The organism is Chryseobacterium sp. CFS2, assembly GCF_036543225.1.
Classification (GTDB): domain Bacteria; phylum Bacteroidota; class Bacteroidia; order Flavobacteriales; family Weeksellaceae; genus Chryseobacterium; species Chryseobacterium culicis_A.
In genome coordinates this window covers 352,342-369,062 of sequence record NZ_JAZHQU010000004.1, presented here as the reverse complement: position 1 = coordinate 369,062, position 16,721 = coordinate 352,342, and the positions used below count along the sequence as shown (strand labels likewise).

Genomic DNA, 16,721 nt, shown 5'->3' with positions numbered 1-16,721 from the left:
AGAGAAGATTTTTTATCTTTGAAACATGAATTGGGAGAACATCGCCGGACAGACAAATCTGAAAAAACTTCTTAGAGAAAGCATTGCTGAAAACAGAGTGAGCCATGCCCAACTTTTTGTAGGAAAGGAGGGATACGGAACACTGCCTATGGTATTGGCCTATGCACGGGAAATTTTCATGCGGGAAAATGAACATGCTGCGGTGAAGGTAGAGCACCTTAATCACCTGGATCTGCATTTCAGTTTTCCGGTTTTTACCGATAATAAAAATTCATTAAGTAAAAATAAATTTGATGAGTTCAGAGAAATGATCCTGGCTTCTCCTTATGCAAGTTATGATGACTGGACTGCTTTTTTAGAATCGGAGAATAAACAGTTATTTATTTCTGCTGATGAGATTGATGACCAGAATCAGAAGTTCTCTTTGAAAAGTTATGAAGGAGGAACCAAAATTCTTATCGTCTGGAGAGCTGATAAAATGAATATTGCCGCTTCCAATAAGTTTTTGAAATTTTTGGAGGAGCCACCTGCAAAGACTGTTATTCTTCTTACAGCTGAAAGCACCAACGATATTCTTCCAACCATTCTTTCCAGAGCACAGATTGTAGAGATTCCCAGAATTAATGATGAAGATATTGAAAATCATCTCAAAAAGAATTTTTCTGTTTCTGAAGAAAAAGTGAGAGAGATTGTTCATGAAGCACAGGGAGATCTCAATGATGCCATAAAACTGCTGAATTCTGGAGATAAAAGCAATGAATTCGAAAAGCTCTTTGTACAGTGGGTGAGAGATGCATTTATGGTTAAAAAGAAACCTGAATATTTAAAAAGCATTATTTTCTGGGCAAGGGAAATTGCAGGATGGAACAGGGAAAAACAGAAAAACTTCCTCAACTATTGTTCTGAAATTTTCAGACTGGCATTACTTCAAAATTATCAGTCCGAAAATCTGGTGTATAAAAAGATTAATGCGAACGGCTTCAATTGGGCCGGGTTTTCAAAATTTATCAGTGGCGCCAACATTGAAAGTATTCTGGAAGAAATCAATACTGCGGATCTGCACCTTACCCGAAACGGAAATCCTAAAATTGTCTGGACCGATCTCGGCATAAAATTATCAAGATATATTCACAAAAGCACATAAATAAAACTCCGGCTCTCACCGGAGTTTTTGTTTGTATTTTCCCTTTTTTAAAGAGGTGTTTTCCAGTAAAATTGTGTTAAAGATTAATATTTTGTAGAGAATTTCCTCCAAATTTTCCATTATCATTAAACTTTATCCAGCTGTTTTTCTTCCAAAACAGGCTTTCCAGAAGTTCCAGCACTCATTATAGAAATCGTCTTTCTGTTACAATAAATTAAATCTATATTAAAAAATCAATCAATCGTTTGATTTGTGTTAAAACTTGTGTACATTTGCGCCCTGAAAAATGAACACTAACATGATTTCAAAAGAAGAAAATATATTATTCGCAGCCGAGAAGCTTTTTGCAGAAAAGGGATTCGAAGGGACTTCCACCCGCGAAATTGCAAAGGATGCTAATGTAAACATCTCTATGATCTCGTATTATTTTGGCTCTAAGGAAAAACTTTATGAGAAATTAGTGGAATACAGAATGAATGAAGGTCAGTTTTTTTCAAAGGATCTTTTGGGAAGAACAGATATCAACGAGTGGCAGAAAATTGAAAAAGTTATTGATCAGTTTTCTCACAAGATCAGAACTCAAAAATGCTTCTACAGAATTATGCAGAGAGAGCAGCTACATACAAAGAATCCTCAGATTGTAGAATTTTTGAAACAAACCAAAATGGGATTCCTTTCTATGTATTCCCAAATATTGGAAAGTGGTCTTAAAAATGGAATTTTCACCAAAAACCCACCTATTTATCTGCTTCATTCCACGGTAAGCGGAACCTTATTTTATGCATTCAATGCTAAAGAAATGTATAAAGAGTTCCTGAATGAAACAGAAGATGAAGAAGCTTTTGATGAAAAATACTACACAGAACTTAATAAACATATAAAATATTTACTAAAAGACCTTTTAGGTTATGAAGAGAATAAATAACTCAGTGATTGCATTATCACTATTCGTAGGAATAGCAAATGTAAATGCTCAGGAGAAAAAAACACTTTCTCTTGACGAAGCCGTGCAGCTGGGAATCCAGAACAGCAAGAATCTCAAGATCGATGCAGCCAAGATCGAAGAGGCTACAGCTGATCTTTTGGAGGCTAAAAACAGACAGTTACCGGAATTAAAAGTGTCAGGTAGCTATATGTACCTTCCGATAAAACCGAATGTTGATATTAAACTTCCGGGAGTTTCCGGTGGAGCAGGTGGCCCAGAAGTACATCAGGTGCTTTACGGTTCAGCTAACCTTAGCGTTCCGATCTACAGCGGGGGAAGAATCAAATATGGTATTCAGTCAGCTAAATATTTGGTAGAAGCTTCTAAACTAAGTACTGAGAATGATAAAATTGCCATTGCTTATAATGTCGCCCAGGCTTATAACAACCTGTTTAAAGCCAACCAGTCTATCAAGGTCTTTGAAGAAAATCTTGCCGCTTCTCAAAAAAGAGATGAAACTTTCCTTAAAATGGAAAACAATGGTTTGATTGCAAGAAATGACAGATTAAAGGCAAATCTTCAGACTTCAAATATTGAACTTCAACTGTTGGAAGCTAAAAATAACTACAATATTGCCAACATCAATATGGATTTATTACTTGGACTTCCTGAAACGACAGAGCTGGCAGTAGATGAAAATTATATTGAGGAAGGATCAGATGTAAAACCTGTTGATTTTTATGTTGCCGAAGCCAGAGAAAACCGTAAAGACTTACAGGCTTTGGCTCAACAGAGAAAAGCGGCAGAACTGGGATCAAAAGCAGCAAAAGCAGAAAATCTTCCTTCTATTGCCTTTACAGGAGGTTATGTCGCAGCTGATATTCCTAAGTTTCTTACTGTTTACAATGCGATTAACGTAGGGATTGGAGTTTCCTATAACTTATCCAACCTGTGGAAAGAAAATTCTTCATTGAGACAGTCGCAGGCAAGAGAAAAACAGCTTGCTGCTACCGATGAATTATTGAATGATAACATTAAGCTTGATGTAAACAGAGAGTATCAGAACACAGATTATTCAAAGAAGAGAATTACTGTTTTTGAAAAATCTGCTGAGCAGGCTAATGAAAACTACAGAATTACCAAAAATAAATACGATAACGGTCTTGCAACCATGACAGAATTATTGGATGCAGATGCGGCGCAGATTGCTGCCAACGTTGGCGTAATCAATGCTAAGGCAGATGCTGCACTGGCATACAGAAAACTATTACAGACAACAGGAACTTTAACAATTAAATAATCAGATCGAAACCAAAATGGAAAATAATAATACACAGGCAGTTGAACCTAAAAAGAAAAAAAGTTTAGTTTTTCCTATCATTTTAGCTGCAGTAGTAATCGGAGGAGGAATCTACGGTTACAGAGCGTTTACTTACGGACAGTACCATGAAGAGACTGACGATGCTCAAATCGCTTCCAATATGTCACCGGTAATTTCTAAAATCTCAGGATATGTAGCTCAGGTAAAAGTAAAAGACAACCAGTTTGTAAAGAAAGGAGATACGTTGGTGATTTTGGATAACAGAGATCAGAAAATGGCTCTTGAACAGGCTCAGGCAGCATTATCTACAGCGAGAAGTAATATCTCCAATGCAGAAGCTACTACAACGGCTACTTCAAAAAATATCGGTTCTTCAGAAGCAGCGGTAGTCACTGCCAATGCTCAGATAGAAGCCGCAAAAGTAAATGTTTGGAAAACTTCTCAGGATTTGAAGAGATATGCTAATCTTGTAAAAGACCATTCTATTACAGAACAGCAATATGAGCAGGCTTTAGCAGCAAAACAATCTGCAGACAGACAGTTACAGGTTTTAGTTGATCAGAGAAATCAAATTGCTCAGCAAACCCATATTGCTTCTTCTCAAACGGCTGCAAGTTCACAACAAATCAGTGTTGCCGGATCTGTTGCTAAACAAAGAGAAGTAGATGTGGAAAATGCAAAATTAAACTTATCATATACCGTAATTCTTGCACCTGAAGACGGGCATGTAGGGAAAGTATCTACACAGGCAGGTCAGTATCTGCAGGCAGGATCACAGTTGTTTGCTTTGGTTAAAAACGATCAGAAATGGGTTGTGGCCAACTTTAAGGAAACACAGGTAGATAAAATGGTAGAAGGGCAAAAAGTGAAAATTGAGATTGATGCTTTCCCTGATCAGGAGTTTGAAGGAGTGGTAAGTTCATTCTCTCCGGCTACAGGAGCTACTTTCTCTATTCTTCCTCCGGATAATGCGAGTGGTAACTTCGTAAAAGTAGTTCAGAGACTTCCTATAAAAATCGATTTTGTAAATCTTGATAAAAACATTGCAAAAAGATTAAGAACAGGAATGAACGTGAAGGCAGAAGTTGCTTTGAAATAACCTTTAAAACTGTTAAAAGTCAATGAATTTCGTTGTTAATAGGGAATCAGCTTTAAAATTCACTATTCACTTGAGAAGCAAAATTTACCATTGATTTTTTACATCGTAAAAAACTTATGCAAGATTCATTAGTAGAATATGGAGCGCGTAGAGTAATCATTACGATTACGGCTATCCTTTGTGCCCTTCTTGAAATTGTAGACTCCACGATTGTCAATGTTGCCTTGAATGAAATGAAGGGGAATCTTGGATCTACACTTTCTGAAGTGGGTTGGGTAATTACGGCTTATGCCATTGGTAACGTAATTATAGTACCAATGACGAGCTGGCTTTCCCAGCAGTTTGGGCGTAGAAATTACTTTGCGGCATCCATCATTATATTTACCATATTTTCATTTTTATGTGGAAATGCGACCAATATCTGGGAACTTGTGTTCTTCAGATTGATGCAGGGAATCGGTGGGGGAGCCTTATTGGTAACTTCACAGACGATTATTACGGAATCTTATCCGATTGAAAAAAGAAGTATGGCTCAGGCTATTTATGGTTTGGGAGTAATTATCGGTCCTACCTTAGGTCCGCCTCTTGGAGGATATATCGTTGATAACTTCAGCTGGCCCTATATTTTCTATATTAATATTCCGATTGGAATTGCAGCAACCTTGATGACACTGCAGTTTGTAAGAAGTCCGAAATATGCAGAAAAACGTAAAGTCTCGGATGTTGACTGGATTGGGATTGGATTGCTGGCAGTAACAGTAGGTTCATTACAGTTCATTCTGGAAAGAGGACATGAAGAAGACTGGTTTGAAAGCGGAATGATTGTAGCCTTCACAGTAGCCGCAATTTTAGGATTTATATTATTCCTTTGGAGAGAGCTTACCTTTAAATATCCAATCGTTGAGCTCAGGGTACTTAAAAACAGCAATTTAAGAATCGGAACCATGATGTCATTTGTGCTTGGATTCGGGTTGTATGGTTCTACATTCATCGTTCCACTGTATACCCAGAGTATTTTGGGATGGACGGCACTTCAGTCAGGGGCACTGATGATTCCGGCAGCTTTAACGACGGCCTTTATGATGCCTATCATTGGTAGATTACTGGCAAAAGGAGCAAAACAACAGATTCTGGTTTCTTTAGGATTATTCATCTTCTTTGTCTATAGCTTCTGGGGATACAAAATTCTGACACCGGATACCAGTAAAGATGCCTTCTTCTGGATGTTGATTGTGAGAGGAGCAGGTTTGGGATTATTGTTTATTCCGATTACCTCTTTGTCCTTAAGTACACTGAAAGGGCAGGAGATTGGTCAGGGAGCCGCTTTCACAGGGATGATGAGACAGCTGGGAGGATCTTTCGGGATTGCAGCAATTACTACCTTTATTGCCAATGCGGGTCAGAAGTACAGGAATAACCTGATTTCCCACCTTGACGAAAACAGTTTTGAAGTTCAGCAAAGGCTTGCCGCCCTTAAAGCAAATTTTGTAGCGAAAGGAATGACTCCTGATGCAGCAATGAATGCCGCGTATAAAATGCTCGACTTATCCGTAACGAAACAGGCAACGGTATTATCCTATATGGATGTATTTCTTTACCTCGGAATCGTATTCCTGATATGTATTCCGTTTATCTTACTTGTAAAAGAAAGAAAGAGCAAAGAAAAAATAGATTTGAGTGAAGCCATGCACTAAATTATAATAAAAAAAACCTTCGAACTTTTCGAAGGTTTTTTTATGTTGTTTCTGTTGTAAAATAGTATCAGTCAATATCTTTGGATTGTAATTTTGTTAAAGAAAAAATAATATCACATATTGGAGAATTTATTTATTTTGTCTAGCTTTACCGTACCAAATGAAAAAAGTATGAATACATTCCCTCACCATTCAAGAGTCCAATCAAAAAGGATTTATCGCAATACAGTATCAGATTTTTATCTGAACTTCATGTATTAAAAACAGTTGAAACAGCTACTTTTTATTTTGTTTTTATATTCCATAAAGACAATTTTCCCATTTCCGAAGCTGTATGAAGTGGTGTGTTTCGTTGCGTTACCTAATTAAACCGTATTAAATATGAATCAAATTCAATTGCCGGAAACGTATGCCGCGTTATCCGACTTCAGAGAAAATGATGTTTATCTTCCTGAAATGGATCAGCCTCAGATTATTTCAGATTTCTTTCCCAAAACCTTTACTGAACTTACCCAGCGCTTGTCAGATATTACAGGTGCTTTTTATGGAGGGATGCTCAAACAAATCGGAAAACTTTATGGAGCAGAAGCTATAGAACAGCTTTCCAGTACTTTTATGTATGATCTCGGATCAAGAATGGCGCTGAGAAATCTTGAAACAAAACCTAACCTGCAGCCTGGTATTCCTGCTGTAGCAAAAATACTGATAGGAGCAATTTTTACATCCAGTCCCGAATATAACTTTGAATTTAAAGAATTAAATGACTACAAATGTGAATTACTGATTAAAGGAGTAGACCGCTATCATAAAATCACCCAGAGCCTGCAGATTGCGGGTTTGCTGAAATGGCCGGTCATAAAACCTTTCATACAGGGAGTTTGCGATACAATGGGACTGGATGTTTTATTGGATATAAAAGTCCTCAAACTAGATCCTGACAGCTCATGCAGTTATCATGTAGTAATCGTAGAAAAATAGAATTCTTACAAATATCTCGTTGATTTTACAGAATTTTTATTTCAAAATAGTAATAAAAGCGGATTTTAATCCGCTTTTATTATGGATAAATATCCAATGGTTTGAGACAAAACTGATAAGCAAACTTACGATTTAGTTGATTCCGTAGATTTTATTTTCACGAAATGATATCATAAAGAAAAATCAATAGGAATGGGTGTTACCCATTTAACAAAACAGATAAATATCGTCTGCAGCATTCAATTTTATCGGAGATAAAATCTTTGCGTCTTATAGCCTAAAGCATGAAAATCCTTTGTGCCTTTGCGTCTACCAACAAATTATTTTATTTAATATTCTCGATCCATTCAATACCACTGATATCAATCAGTTTTAGCGTCTGAATTTCACTTTTTTCAATTATATCATCAATACTCACGGTTACATCAGCCTTTGCTCCCAATGGAATTACCAGACTGTGCTTTCCCGGTTTCACTTTGGCAACGTAATGATTTTTTATATTTTCTTTAGACAATCCGGCAAGTTCTTTGTGATCCAGCTCTTTTAAAATATTTCCATTTTTGTCCAGAATATGAATGCCTATCAGAAAAGAACCGTACACATCGGCTCCTTCCGTTCTGTACACTTCAAATTTTAAATCCGAATTAGTATGAGAAATATTTGAAATTTCCAGCTTCGGTTTTACCGATTTATTATGCAGGGTTCCCCATACACCTCCATGGAAATACTGATTGGTAAAAAGAGTTAAACCCAATATGATAAACGAACCTGCCAGTACAAGAACTTTGGGTTGTGAGACAGGGAAATTTCCTGAGCCAAGCCACTGAAACCATCTTTTTTGAGTGAAGCTTTTGTTATTCTTCATGAAATAATAATCCAGTGAATAAGGACCGCTTCCGGTAAGAAACAGAACAAATCCGCCGGCAACTCCTAAAACTCCGATCTGCCATTCATCAAGACAGGTTGTTCCCAGCCAGCCGGAACCTAATAATATCCCGAGGGCAAGACTGAAAATTCCGATACTCATTAACCGTGTAAATAATCCGAGAATAATGAATAATCCTACAACGGCTTCAATAATGGTAAAGATGATCATGGAGCGCTCCAAGGCATCCGGATGGGTAACAAGATATTCAATAATAGGTTTTATGCCGAGGGCATTAGGTAAAAAATGATTGAATTTTTCTCCTATGTATCCTTTTTCGTCAGGAATAAGCTTGTTTTCAAGGATAAGTCGGCGCCAGAACGCTGAAAAGTAAGTCCATCCGATCACCATGCGGAGGGATAAAGTATATAATCCGGCCAGGTCCGAAGACTGGCTGTTTATGGTATGTTTCATTGAAATTAATATTGTATTGTAAAAAACTGATTGTTATTAGATTTAAAAATTTTTAAATCAGATTAAGTTTCAGTCTTTTAAATAGAATATATTTTGGAGGGCTGTTTCCTGTAGAATGCCCGGAATAGATATTGAGGGAAATCTTTTCTTCAACAAAGTTACCTGTAGCTTGATTAGCACTCAATAAGAATTTACTGTATCGGCTTTGAACTTTAGTTTTTGAAATTGAAATTCCTGAAGAAGCAGAAGCGAGATCACAGCTAAAGGAAAGAGATGAAGTTGTTTTTACTTTATTCAGCCCGCTGATGTATTGAATGTCAAAAATATCAAGAACATTTCTTTTCACAGAACATGGTGATAATGAAAACACCAATATAAGCATCGTAATGATGGCTTTATAGGTTTTCATATGGATTCCTGAATAGGGCATGGTTACAAAACTACACTTTATTTTAATGTGAGCTTTATAAATTCCAGGAAATCGTTCTGTTGATCCACAAATAAGTAGTGGGAACAGTTATCAATAAGCCTGAAATGGTTCTTCCCGACAATATTTTTAAGGTCATTCAGCTGTTTTTCTGAAAATATTGCGTCATTCTTGCCATACACTGCAAAAATGGGAATTCCTTTTTTGCTGATACTTTTTAAAATGGCAGTATTATCAAGATTATTCTGAGACTCATTTTGGTAGAATTTAAGAGGAGAATCAGGGTTTCTTATATTGTTTTTGTTGAATTCCCCTGCTTTGTATTCCGTTCTCAGCATTTCACTTTCGGGAGTAGGATGGGGCATATCAAAACATCCAAGTTTCCCAGCCATATCATAACATCTTTTTCTATAAGCGGCAGAATTTTTGTCCAGACTTTCTATTTCCGAAATCTCTTTAAGCCGGGCAGGATCATTTTTAAAATGTTCTTTAGCTTGTTTTAAAATATGGTTGTAGGTTTCCTGTTGGGTAAATAAAGCTCCGGCAAGCGTAAGGGATTTTATTTTTTCCGGAAATTGTTCTGTAAATAAGGTCCCGATAATTCCCCCAAAGCTGTGGGCAAGAATATTGGCTTTTTTGATATGGTAAGTGGTATAAATACTTTTTAAATCCTCAAAGCTTTCTTTGAATGTCATGGTTGCATTTTCATCCTTTGAGCGTCCTTCACCACGTCTGTCGTAGACAATGACATAAAATCCTTTATCGGCAAGGTTTTGGGCTGTAGTTCCTTCAAATAAAGTTGCATTTCCGCTGGGGCCGCCATGAATAAAAATGACAGGAGTATTTTTCGGATTTCCATAAGCCTTTGAGTATAAATTCTGTGCTTGAAAGGATATTGAACATATCATAAGAAGAATGGAAAACAGAAATTTCATGTTGATCGTTTTTTGAGTCTTCTAAACTACTAAATATTCTCTGAGCTGAAAGACCTCAAGCACATAGAATTATTATTAACATTAAAATACTACTGACGTACAGTTGTCACAAACCTGTCTTATCTTTACCACATTATTTAGAATTTAAACAGAATATTTCAATGAGTTATTGTTTAGCCATAGAAGGAATGCAGCCCGAAAGCCGAAAAGAACTGCACAAAAATTACCATGATAACTATTATGGATTTCCTATTCATGATGATAATGAGTTGTTTGGAAGACTGATTCTTGAAATCAATCAGGCGGGATTAAGCTGGGAAACCGTTCTGAAAAAAGAAGACAGCTTCAGAAAAGCGTATGACAATTTTAATATTCAGCAAATAGCGGCTTATACAGAGAAAGACCGTGAAAGACTGTTAAGCGATCCGGGGATTATCAGGAATAAACTGAAAGTGAATGCTGCCATTGAAAATGCAAAAAAGATTATAGAATTACAGAAGGAATTTGGTTCGTTCGAGAAATGGCTGGAACATCATCATCCAATGACATTGCAGGAATGGATGAAGCTATTCAAGAAAACCTTCAAATTTACAGGCGGAGAGATTGTCAATGAATTTCTCATGAGTACGGGATATCTCAAAGGAGCTCATCACGAAAGCTGTCCGATACATTCGAAAGTATTGGCTCAAAAACCTTTGTGGAAAGAAAATTTGAATAAATAATAAATTTAGATTCCTACGGAATGACAGAATGTGTATTAATGTCAAACACCCCTACTTGTCATTCCGTAGGAATCTAGCTTGCAAAAATTGAGAATAAGAAAAGACAGCTCAATCCGGTTCACTAAGATTTTAAACCCTTTTTATTCCTTATCCATAATCTGTTTATGCTCATTGCCCCATTTTTCAAATTCCAGGATAATGGGTTTCAGTTTGTAGCCTATTTCTGTAAGTTCATATTCTACCCTTGGCGGAACTTCAGCATACACTGTTCTGGTGATGATTTTATCTTCTTCCAGTCTTCGGAGCTGAAGGGTAAGCATACGTTCTGTAATGTTCTGAAGCTTTTTTCTCAATTCTCCAAAACGCATTTTTCCATTAATCAGATAACAGCAGATCGCCAACGCCCATTGTCCCCCGATAATGTTGGAAGCATAGATCTCTGGACATTCATCGGCAAGCGCTTTTTTATTGGCAAAATTGGTTGAATTTTCCTTTATTTTAGTCATTACTTACATTTTTTATAGTACCATACAATGGGTAGCTAATGTACGAAATGTAAGTTACGTGTAGTAATTTTGTCATAGAAATTTAAACATAATGAAGACCTTAGTAATTGTTACCCATCCTGATATTGAAAAATCTGTTATCAATAAAAAATGGATTGACGAATTAAAAAAATACCCTGAAAAATATACGGTTCATCAATTATACGAAGCTTATCCTGACGGAAAAATCAATGTAGCTCAGGAGCAAAAGCTGATGGAATCTTATGATAAGATTGTATTTCAGTTTCCTTTCTACTGGTTCAGCAGTCCGCCGCTTTTAAAACAATGGCTGGATGAAGTGGTTTTATATGGTTGGGCATATGGAAGCAACAGCGGTTTCAAACTGGCCGGAAAGAAAATGTCACTGGCTGTTACCGCAGGAATAGATGAAGAAGGGTACAGTACATCTGGAGAATATAAATACACCATGAAGGAACTTTTCCGACCTTACGAACTGACCTTTGATTATATAAAGGCAGACTACAAAGAACCTTTCGTTTATTATGGAATTGAAAGAGATTCTTCCGATGAATGGATCAACAGAAGTGTTCCGATGTATCTGGAGTTTTTGGATGATTTATAAAAATATAAAAATGAAGTTGGACTCTTGAATTAAAGGAGTTCAACTTTATTGCTGAATATATTCAAAAGGTTCCACATTCCAGTCTTGTAAATATTTCTTTATGGTATTACTATCAATATTAAAAGGCACATCCTGATATTTCCAGCCTTTTGAAGGAACTTTTAAATCTATAAGATAGTTCTCAATAGAATAAATGCCAAGAACTTTTGCATTTTTAGGTTTTATAGAATCGAAAATGATGAGGAATTTATCTCCTTTTTTGTAAGAATAATTTGTTGTTTTAAAATATATTTTATTACTAACCTGATATCTATAATCTGTTCCTACACCATTGTTATTCTTTGGATGCCAATCCGTAACAGCTTCTCCAATTGTATATTTAGGGGGTTTGAGCATTTTCTTTACCCATAAATTCTCGTCTACCATGCAGAATATGATTAATCCTAAAGTGAGTACCAAAAGAATAATATGGAATTTTTCTGACACAAATTTTTTCATATTCAGTTAATATATTTTTATTTATTTTTTTTTAGTCTACCAACTATTCCTACTATAGTTAAAAATATTCCAATGATTAAAAAAGGATGCCAGAGGAAAAAGGAAATTTCACCTAAATTTACAATGATTTCAGAATAATCTCCTCTTGCTGTAAATAATCCAATAGACGTAAAAAACATTATAATGGATAGAACAAACATTGATAATCCGATAAAAAATAGGTACTTGTAAATTGATTTCATTTTCTATTTATTTAAAACCCGATTGATTCTTTTCTCTGCTTCTTCTTTTGCAATTCCATTATAAAAATCATGTACAAATGGATGGTCATAACTTTGGTGAGGATAGACAAAAGGGCGGCCGATAGAATTATTCACTACAACTGTGGTAGGAACACTTTCTTCAAATTCATAATCCGGAAGATACGTAGAAAGCCATCCGAAATACTCGGCTTCAAATTCTTTATTGTCATAATTTTCCACATATTCATCAAAGCTCTTTTCACTCAGGGATACCCAGATTCCGTAATCCAGATCTCTGCAATCATCTGTGACTTCCTGTACAAGAACAGTACGGATAAATCTACGGGTATTTTCTTCCTCTTTTACAACGCAAAGGTCTGAACTGAGTTCAGCATTCTTTAATTCTTCTTCAGATAAGCAGGAGTAAAAATAAGGATATGAATAGGCTATTGCAGGCCAGTCTTCTTTCTCTTCTCCACAGCATTGGCAGATGTATTTCATGATTAAATTTGCATTTCGGCTAAAATACCTAAAAATCCTTATCCCACGGTAGGGGTATCTTCTTCTTTCAGTATTTTTTTCTCCTTCATGGTAAGCATCATTCTTTCATATTTGTACTTTTCCCAATCAAAGGTGTTAAGAAAATCAAGGGCAGCCTGAAAACCTCTGTTGAAAAGTTCTTCCTTTTCTTCTTTTTTCATGAAGAAGTTCAGCCAGCTGCTGGTACCGCAGTTGACACTTTGTATGCTGTATAAACGATAAAAAGTATGTTTGGTAAGGAATGTTTTGTCATTAAATCCTTTTAAGGTGCTGATGATATTTCCGGCATAACTGAAGGGTGTTTTGAGAATTTCCTCACTGGTTTTCCCTCTTTCAGAAAGAATAGCAGAATCGCTCGTCAGCTGTACTCCGAAAAGGGGCATTCTCGGATAAAAAACTTCATCAGCATGAAACAGGTCAATAGGAAAGTTGGAAATACTGCCACCATCAATGAAAACTCCGGCAGGATTAATATCTTCCGGTTTTGTATTCATCCAGTATCTCCAGGCGTACTTTACAGAACTGTCATCTTTATTGATTTGTTTCTGAAAAGGTTCAAAGAAAAGGGGAACCGCCATAGAGGCTCTTACGAATTCAGCCGGACTGATGTGTTTCAGTTCCTCTTCAGACCAGTAGAGATTGGCCATCGTAGGAAGCTCCACTTTAATTTTAGCATTGATGTCAGTGGTAATGATTACATATTCAGACTTCAGAAGATAAAACGGGTTGTTTTTATAGTAATCATTGTTGACAGCGCTTTCATAGAAAATTCTGTATCGGGTTTGGTCAATGTGTACCTGGTTTTTAACTTTAATTTTTTCGATGCTTTGCAGCGCCATCAGATAATATTCCTGCCCGTTTCCATAACGGTAATTGAGGTTGAGATTCTGTTCTTTCTGAATGAATTTTTCATTGAGATGGGCAACCGTTTTTATTCCAAATTGATCCAGTGCATTTTGCATGGTATTCTGAAAAGCATTTCCCGGATTCAGTCCGCTGTTTTCTTTCCTGAAATTATTGTAGAGCTTTTGAATACAGAAAAAGAGAATGACAGCCGGAATCAGAGGAATCAGAAACATCAGTTTGGCATTCAGAATTGTTGTTGAAGGAGCGAAAAAAGGAATACTGATCAGAATAATAAAAAGGATAGCGGCAATAACAGCATTGATCTTAAAAAAATCTTTGTTGTTCAGCATCGCATGGAGCGTTGTTTTTACATAGGTTTTCCCATCCATGAAATCTGAAAAATCCCAACTGAAAAGAATATCTTTGATCAATGCGCTTTTAGATTCTTCTTTGGTTTTACAGGCTGCAATGAGCATGGTGTTTATTGCTCCGGCACTTGTTCCTGCTACTTTCAGAAAACGGATGCCGAATATTTCCAGTCCGTAAAGATACCCTACCAATGCGCTTCCCCAGACACCGCCACCTTCCTGTACAAATTCTACATACTGATTACCATTCTGATCCAGAAGATCAGAGAATTCTTTGGCAGATATATTCTCGTGTAAGGCAAGCAGTTTATCTTTAGATGCCTGTGAAAGAGAAGGATCTCCCAGAATTTTGTTGAGGTTTTCAGTGGTCATGGTATTTTGTTTTGATGGTGTGTTGGTTAAAGGCAAAAATGCAATCAACCGATGTCTATTTTACCGAAGATAAAATCTTTGCGCTTTTGTGTTGATATAAAATTAATCACCACTGTCTTCGTCTCACATAAATAAACGTACTGATCACAACCGTTGCCATGGCTCCAAGCGTTATAAAATATCCATATTTATGGTGAAGCTCAGGCATATTATCGAAGTTCATTCCGTAAACTCCGGCAATAAAAGTAATCGGTAAGAAGTAAACTGAATAAATAGCCAGAACCTTCATCACCTGATTGGCCTTTTGATCCGAAAGTGCAAGGAACATGGAAATAAGGTTGGTGATCTGAATATTCAAGTGGTCAAAATCTGCCACTACATCTTTATGCTTATCCTTTAAATCGACAATTTCAGAGTCCTGTAAATTCAGTAATTTAAATTTATCAATAGCATCCGTGGAAATCACCAGTACCCTGGAATTTAATCCTGATTTTCGTTTCAGTTTGTAAAGACGGCGGATCTGGCTGGTATGATTGGTATTTTTAAGGAAAATCTCATTCTCTATATTGTCCATCGTTTCAAACAGACTTAAAGATTCATCATCAAAACTTTTCATGATCAATATAGCAATCATCAGCGTGATCTGCTGAGGATTAAGATCTTCCTGAATCAAAGAAACTTTCTTCTTGACTTCAGTGATGCTTCTGGTTTTCATCCTGTGGATGGTGATAATGGTATTTTCAACCAAAAAAATTCCAATCTTGGTGCTGATATCGCTGATGGTATTCAAATTCTTTCTTTCCAGCTCTGTACTTTCACGGAGTAAGAAGAATTTTATATTCCCGTCTTCTTCATATTTCGGAAGGTGATTAGGATCCATTGTATCTTCCAGCAGAAGATTATTGATTTCATATCTTTCATGAAGAAATTTCAGGTCTTCTACAGTAGGAGCCTCTACATCTACCCATTCGCACTGGGAGGTTCTGTATATCGTATCAATTGGCATAAAGTAAAAATACTAATATTTTGAAAAACTATGTGTTAAATAAGTTTTATCTTTGCCAAAATTAAAAAACTATATGATTAAAAGTACAATAAAAGGTGTGGGATTTTATGTTCCAGATAACGTTGTTACAAATGATGATTTAGCAAAACTCATGACGACCAATGATGAGTGGATTACGGAAAGAACGGGGATCAAGGAAAGAAGACATCGTAAAAATAGAAATGATTCTCAGGAAACAGCCGCTTATCTAGGATTTAAAGCTTCTGAAAAAGCCCTTGAAAAAGCGGGTCTGACTGCTAAGGATATTGATTATATTGTTTTTGCAACACTTTCTCCGGATTATTATTTTCCAGGATGTGGAGTATTGCTTCAGGATATGTTGGGATGTGATACCATTGGAGCATTGGATGTAAGAAATCAGTGTTCAGGATTTGTCTATTCTATGAGTGTTGCGAATGCATTTATTAAATCAGGAACTTATAAAAATATTCTTGTTGTAGGAGCAGAAGTTCATTCTTTCGGATTGGATTTTTCTGACGAAGGAAGAGGGGTCTCTGTAATCTTTGGAGATGGAGCAGGAGCTGTTGTTCTTTCTGCATCAGAAGATGAAAATGCAGGAGATATATTAGCGATGAATATGCATTCTGAAGGAAAATATGCCGATGAATTATGTACACAGTTTCCGGGATCTAAATTCGGATGGAGTGACAGAATGAGAAAAGAATCGGAGAATGTTACCAATAAAGAAGTTTATCCTATTATGAACGGAAACTTTGTATTCAAACATGCCGTAACAAGATTTCCGGAAACCATGATGGAAGCACTGAACAAAGCAGGAAAAACCATTGAAGATCTTGATATGTTCATTCCACACCAGGCGAATCTTAGAATTGCTCAGTTTGTTCAGCAAAAATTTGGACTGCCGGATGATAAGATTTTTAATAATATTCAGAAATACGGAAATACAACGGCTGCTTCTATTCCCATTGCTTTAAGTGAAGCGATTGAGCAAGGAAAAATCAAGAGAGGAGATTTGGTTCTTCTTTCAGCTTTCGGAAGCGGATTTACCTGGGGAAGTGTTTTGTTTGAATATTAATAAACAAAAAGGCGAAAAGGCTTCATTGCAAAATAGCTAAA

Annotated in this window: 17 protein-coding genes; 9 read left to right on the top strand and 8 right to left on the bottom strand. The window is 36.3% G+C overall.

What is annotated here, in order from left to right; genetic code table 11:
• The first annotated feature begins 25 nt into the window (after positions 1–25).
• The 6 genes from ODR02_RS11565 to ODR02_RS11540 all read left to right on the top strand — a co-directional run bounded on the left by ODR02_RS11565 (position 26) and on the right by ODR02_RS11540 (position 7,161).
• The gene (locus tag ODR02_RS11565; RefSeq protein WP_309512544.1) at positions 26–1,144 is read left to right on the top strand and encodes a DNA polymerase III subunit; all 1,119 of its coding nucleotides are present in this window, start codon (positions 26–28) and stop codon (positions 1,142–1,144) included.
• A 298-nt stretch (positions 1,145–1,442) separates the two neighbouring features.
• Positions 1,443–2,069 (top strand): TetR/AcrR family transcriptional regulator, encoded by a 627-nt coding sequence (locus tag ODR02_RS11560; RefSeq protein WP_238594272.1) that lies wholly within the window; start codon positions 1,443–1,445, stop codon positions 2,067–2,069.
• Positions 2,053–3,369 (top strand): TolC family protein, encoded by a 1,317-nt coding sequence (locus ODR02_RS11555; protein ID WP_309512543.1) that lies wholly within the window; start codon positions 2,053–2,055, stop codon positions 3,367–3,369. The genes ODR02_RS11560 and ODR02_RS11555 overlap by 17 nt, the downstream gene beginning before the upstream one ends.
• Before the next feature lie 16 nt (positions 3,370–3,385).
• Positions 3,386–4,489: an HlyD family secretion protein gene (locus tag ODR02_RS11550; RefSeq protein ID WP_105680973.1), complete on the top strand. Its 1,104-nt coding sequence runs from the start codon at positions 3,386–3,388 to the stop codon at positions 4,487–4,489.
• A gap of 116 nt (positions 4,490–4,605) precedes the next feature.
• Positions 4,606–6,183, top strand: coding sequence for a DHA2 family efflux MFS transporter permease subunit (locus tag ODR02_RS11545; protein ID WP_309512542.1), 1,578 nt, complete (start codon positions 4,606–4,608; stop codon positions 6,181–6,183).
• A gap of 381 nt (positions 6,184–6,564) precedes the next feature.
• Positions 6,565–7,161 (top strand): hypothetical protein, encoded by a 597-nt coding sequence (locus ODR02_RS11540; RefSeq protein WP_209788533.1) that lies wholly within the window; start codon positions 6,565–6,567, stop codon positions 7,159–7,161.
• Between the two features lie 325 nt (positions 7,162–7,486).
• Here ODR02_RS11540 and ODR02_RS11535 read toward each other — a convergent pair whose 3' ends face one another.
• The 3 genes from ODR02_RS11535 to ODR02_RS11525 are packed head-to-tail and all read right to left on the bottom strand — an operon-like array spanning position 7,487 to position 9,862.
• Positions 7,487–8,500, bottom strand: coding sequence for a TQO small subunit DoxD (locus ODR02_RS11535; protein ID WP_309512541.1), 1,014 nt, complete (start codon positions 8,498–8,500; stop codon positions 7,487–7,489).
• Positions 8,501–8,552: 52 nt separating this feature from the next.
• Positions 8,553–8,909: a hypothetical protein gene (locus ODR02_RS11530; protein WP_309512540.1), complete on the bottom strand. Its 357-nt coding sequence runs from the start codon at positions 8,907–8,909 to the stop codon at positions 8,553–8,555.
• Between the two features lie 38 nt (positions 8,910–8,947).
• Positions 8,948–9,862 carry an alpha/beta hydrolase gene (locus ODR02_RS11525; protein ID WP_309512539.1) on the bottom strand — a complete coding sequence of 305 codons (915 nt, stop codon included), beginning with the start codon at positions 9,860–9,862 and terminating at the stop codon, positions 8,948–8,950.
• A gap of 161 nt (positions 9,863–10,023) precedes the next feature.
• Here ODR02_RS11525 and ODR02_RS11520 point away from each other — a divergent pair, with 161 nt between their 5' ends.
• Complete coding sequence (locus tag ODR02_RS11520; RefSeq protein ID WP_309512538.1) at positions 10,024–10,584, top strand: DNA-3-methyladenine glycosylase I; 561 nt, start codon at positions 10,024–10,026, stop codon at positions 10,582–10,584.
• Positions 10,585–10,724: 140 nt separating this feature from the next.
• On the opposite strand, the gene ODR02_RS11515 is transcribed toward ODR02_RS11520, so the two are convergent.
• A complete protein-coding gene (locus tag ODR02_RS11515) occupies positions 10,725–11,090 on the bottom strand; it encodes a winged helix-turn-helix transcriptional regulator (protein WP_309512537.1) in 366 nt (121 codons plus the stop codon).
• Positions 11,091–11,181: 91 nt separating this feature from the next.
• Here ODR02_RS11515 and ODR02_RS11510 point away from each other — a divergent pair, with 91 nt between their 5' ends.
• Entirely contained in the window at positions 11,182–11,712 is a 531-nt protein-coding gene (locus ODR02_RS11510) for an NAD(P)H-dependent oxidoreductase (RefSeq protein ID WP_309512536.1), read from the top strand.
• A gap of 45 nt (positions 11,713–11,757) precedes the next feature.
• Here ODR02_RS11510 and ODR02_RS11505 read toward each other — a convergent pair whose 3' ends face one another.
• The 4 genes from ODR02_RS11505 to ODR02_RS11490 all read right to left on the bottom strand — a co-directional run bounded on the left by ODR02_RS11505 (position 11,758) and on the right by ODR02_RS11490 (position 15,584).
• Positions 11,758–12,210 (bottom strand): hypothetical protein, encoded by a 453-nt coding sequence (locus ODR02_RS11505; RefSeq protein WP_309512535.1) that lies wholly within the window; start codon positions 12,208–12,210, stop codon positions 11,758–11,760.
• Positions 12,211–12,455: 245 nt separating this feature from the next.
• Positions 12,456–12,953 (bottom strand): DUF2199 domain-containing protein, encoded by a 498-nt coding sequence (locus ODR02_RS11500; RefSeq protein WP_309512534.1) that lies wholly within the window; start codon positions 12,951–12,953, stop codon positions 12,456–12,458.
• A 38-nt stretch (positions 12,954–12,991) separates the two neighbouring features.
• Positions 12,992–14,578: a patatin-like phospholipase family protein gene (locus ODR02_RS11495; protein WP_309512533.1), complete on the bottom strand. Its 1,587-nt coding sequence runs from the start codon at positions 14,576–14,578 to the stop codon at positions 12,992–12,994.
• Positions 14,579–14,684: 106 nt separating this feature from the next.
• A complete protein-coding gene (locus ODR02_RS11490) occupies positions 14,685–15,584 on the bottom strand; it encodes a magnesium transporter CorA family protein (protein ID WP_209788574.1) in 900 nt (299 codons plus the stop codon).
• 73 nt (positions 15,585–15,657) lie between these two features.
• On the opposite strand from ODR02_RS11490, the gene ODR02_RS11485 reads away from it, so the two are divergent.
• On the top strand, positions 15,658–16,680 hold the full coding sequence (locus ODR02_RS11485) for a 3-oxoacyl-ACP synthase III family protein (RefSeq protein WP_309512532.1): 1,023 nt from the start codon (positions 15,658–15,660) through the stop codon (positions 16,678–16,680).
• Positions 16,681–16,721: the final 41 nt, after the last annotated feature.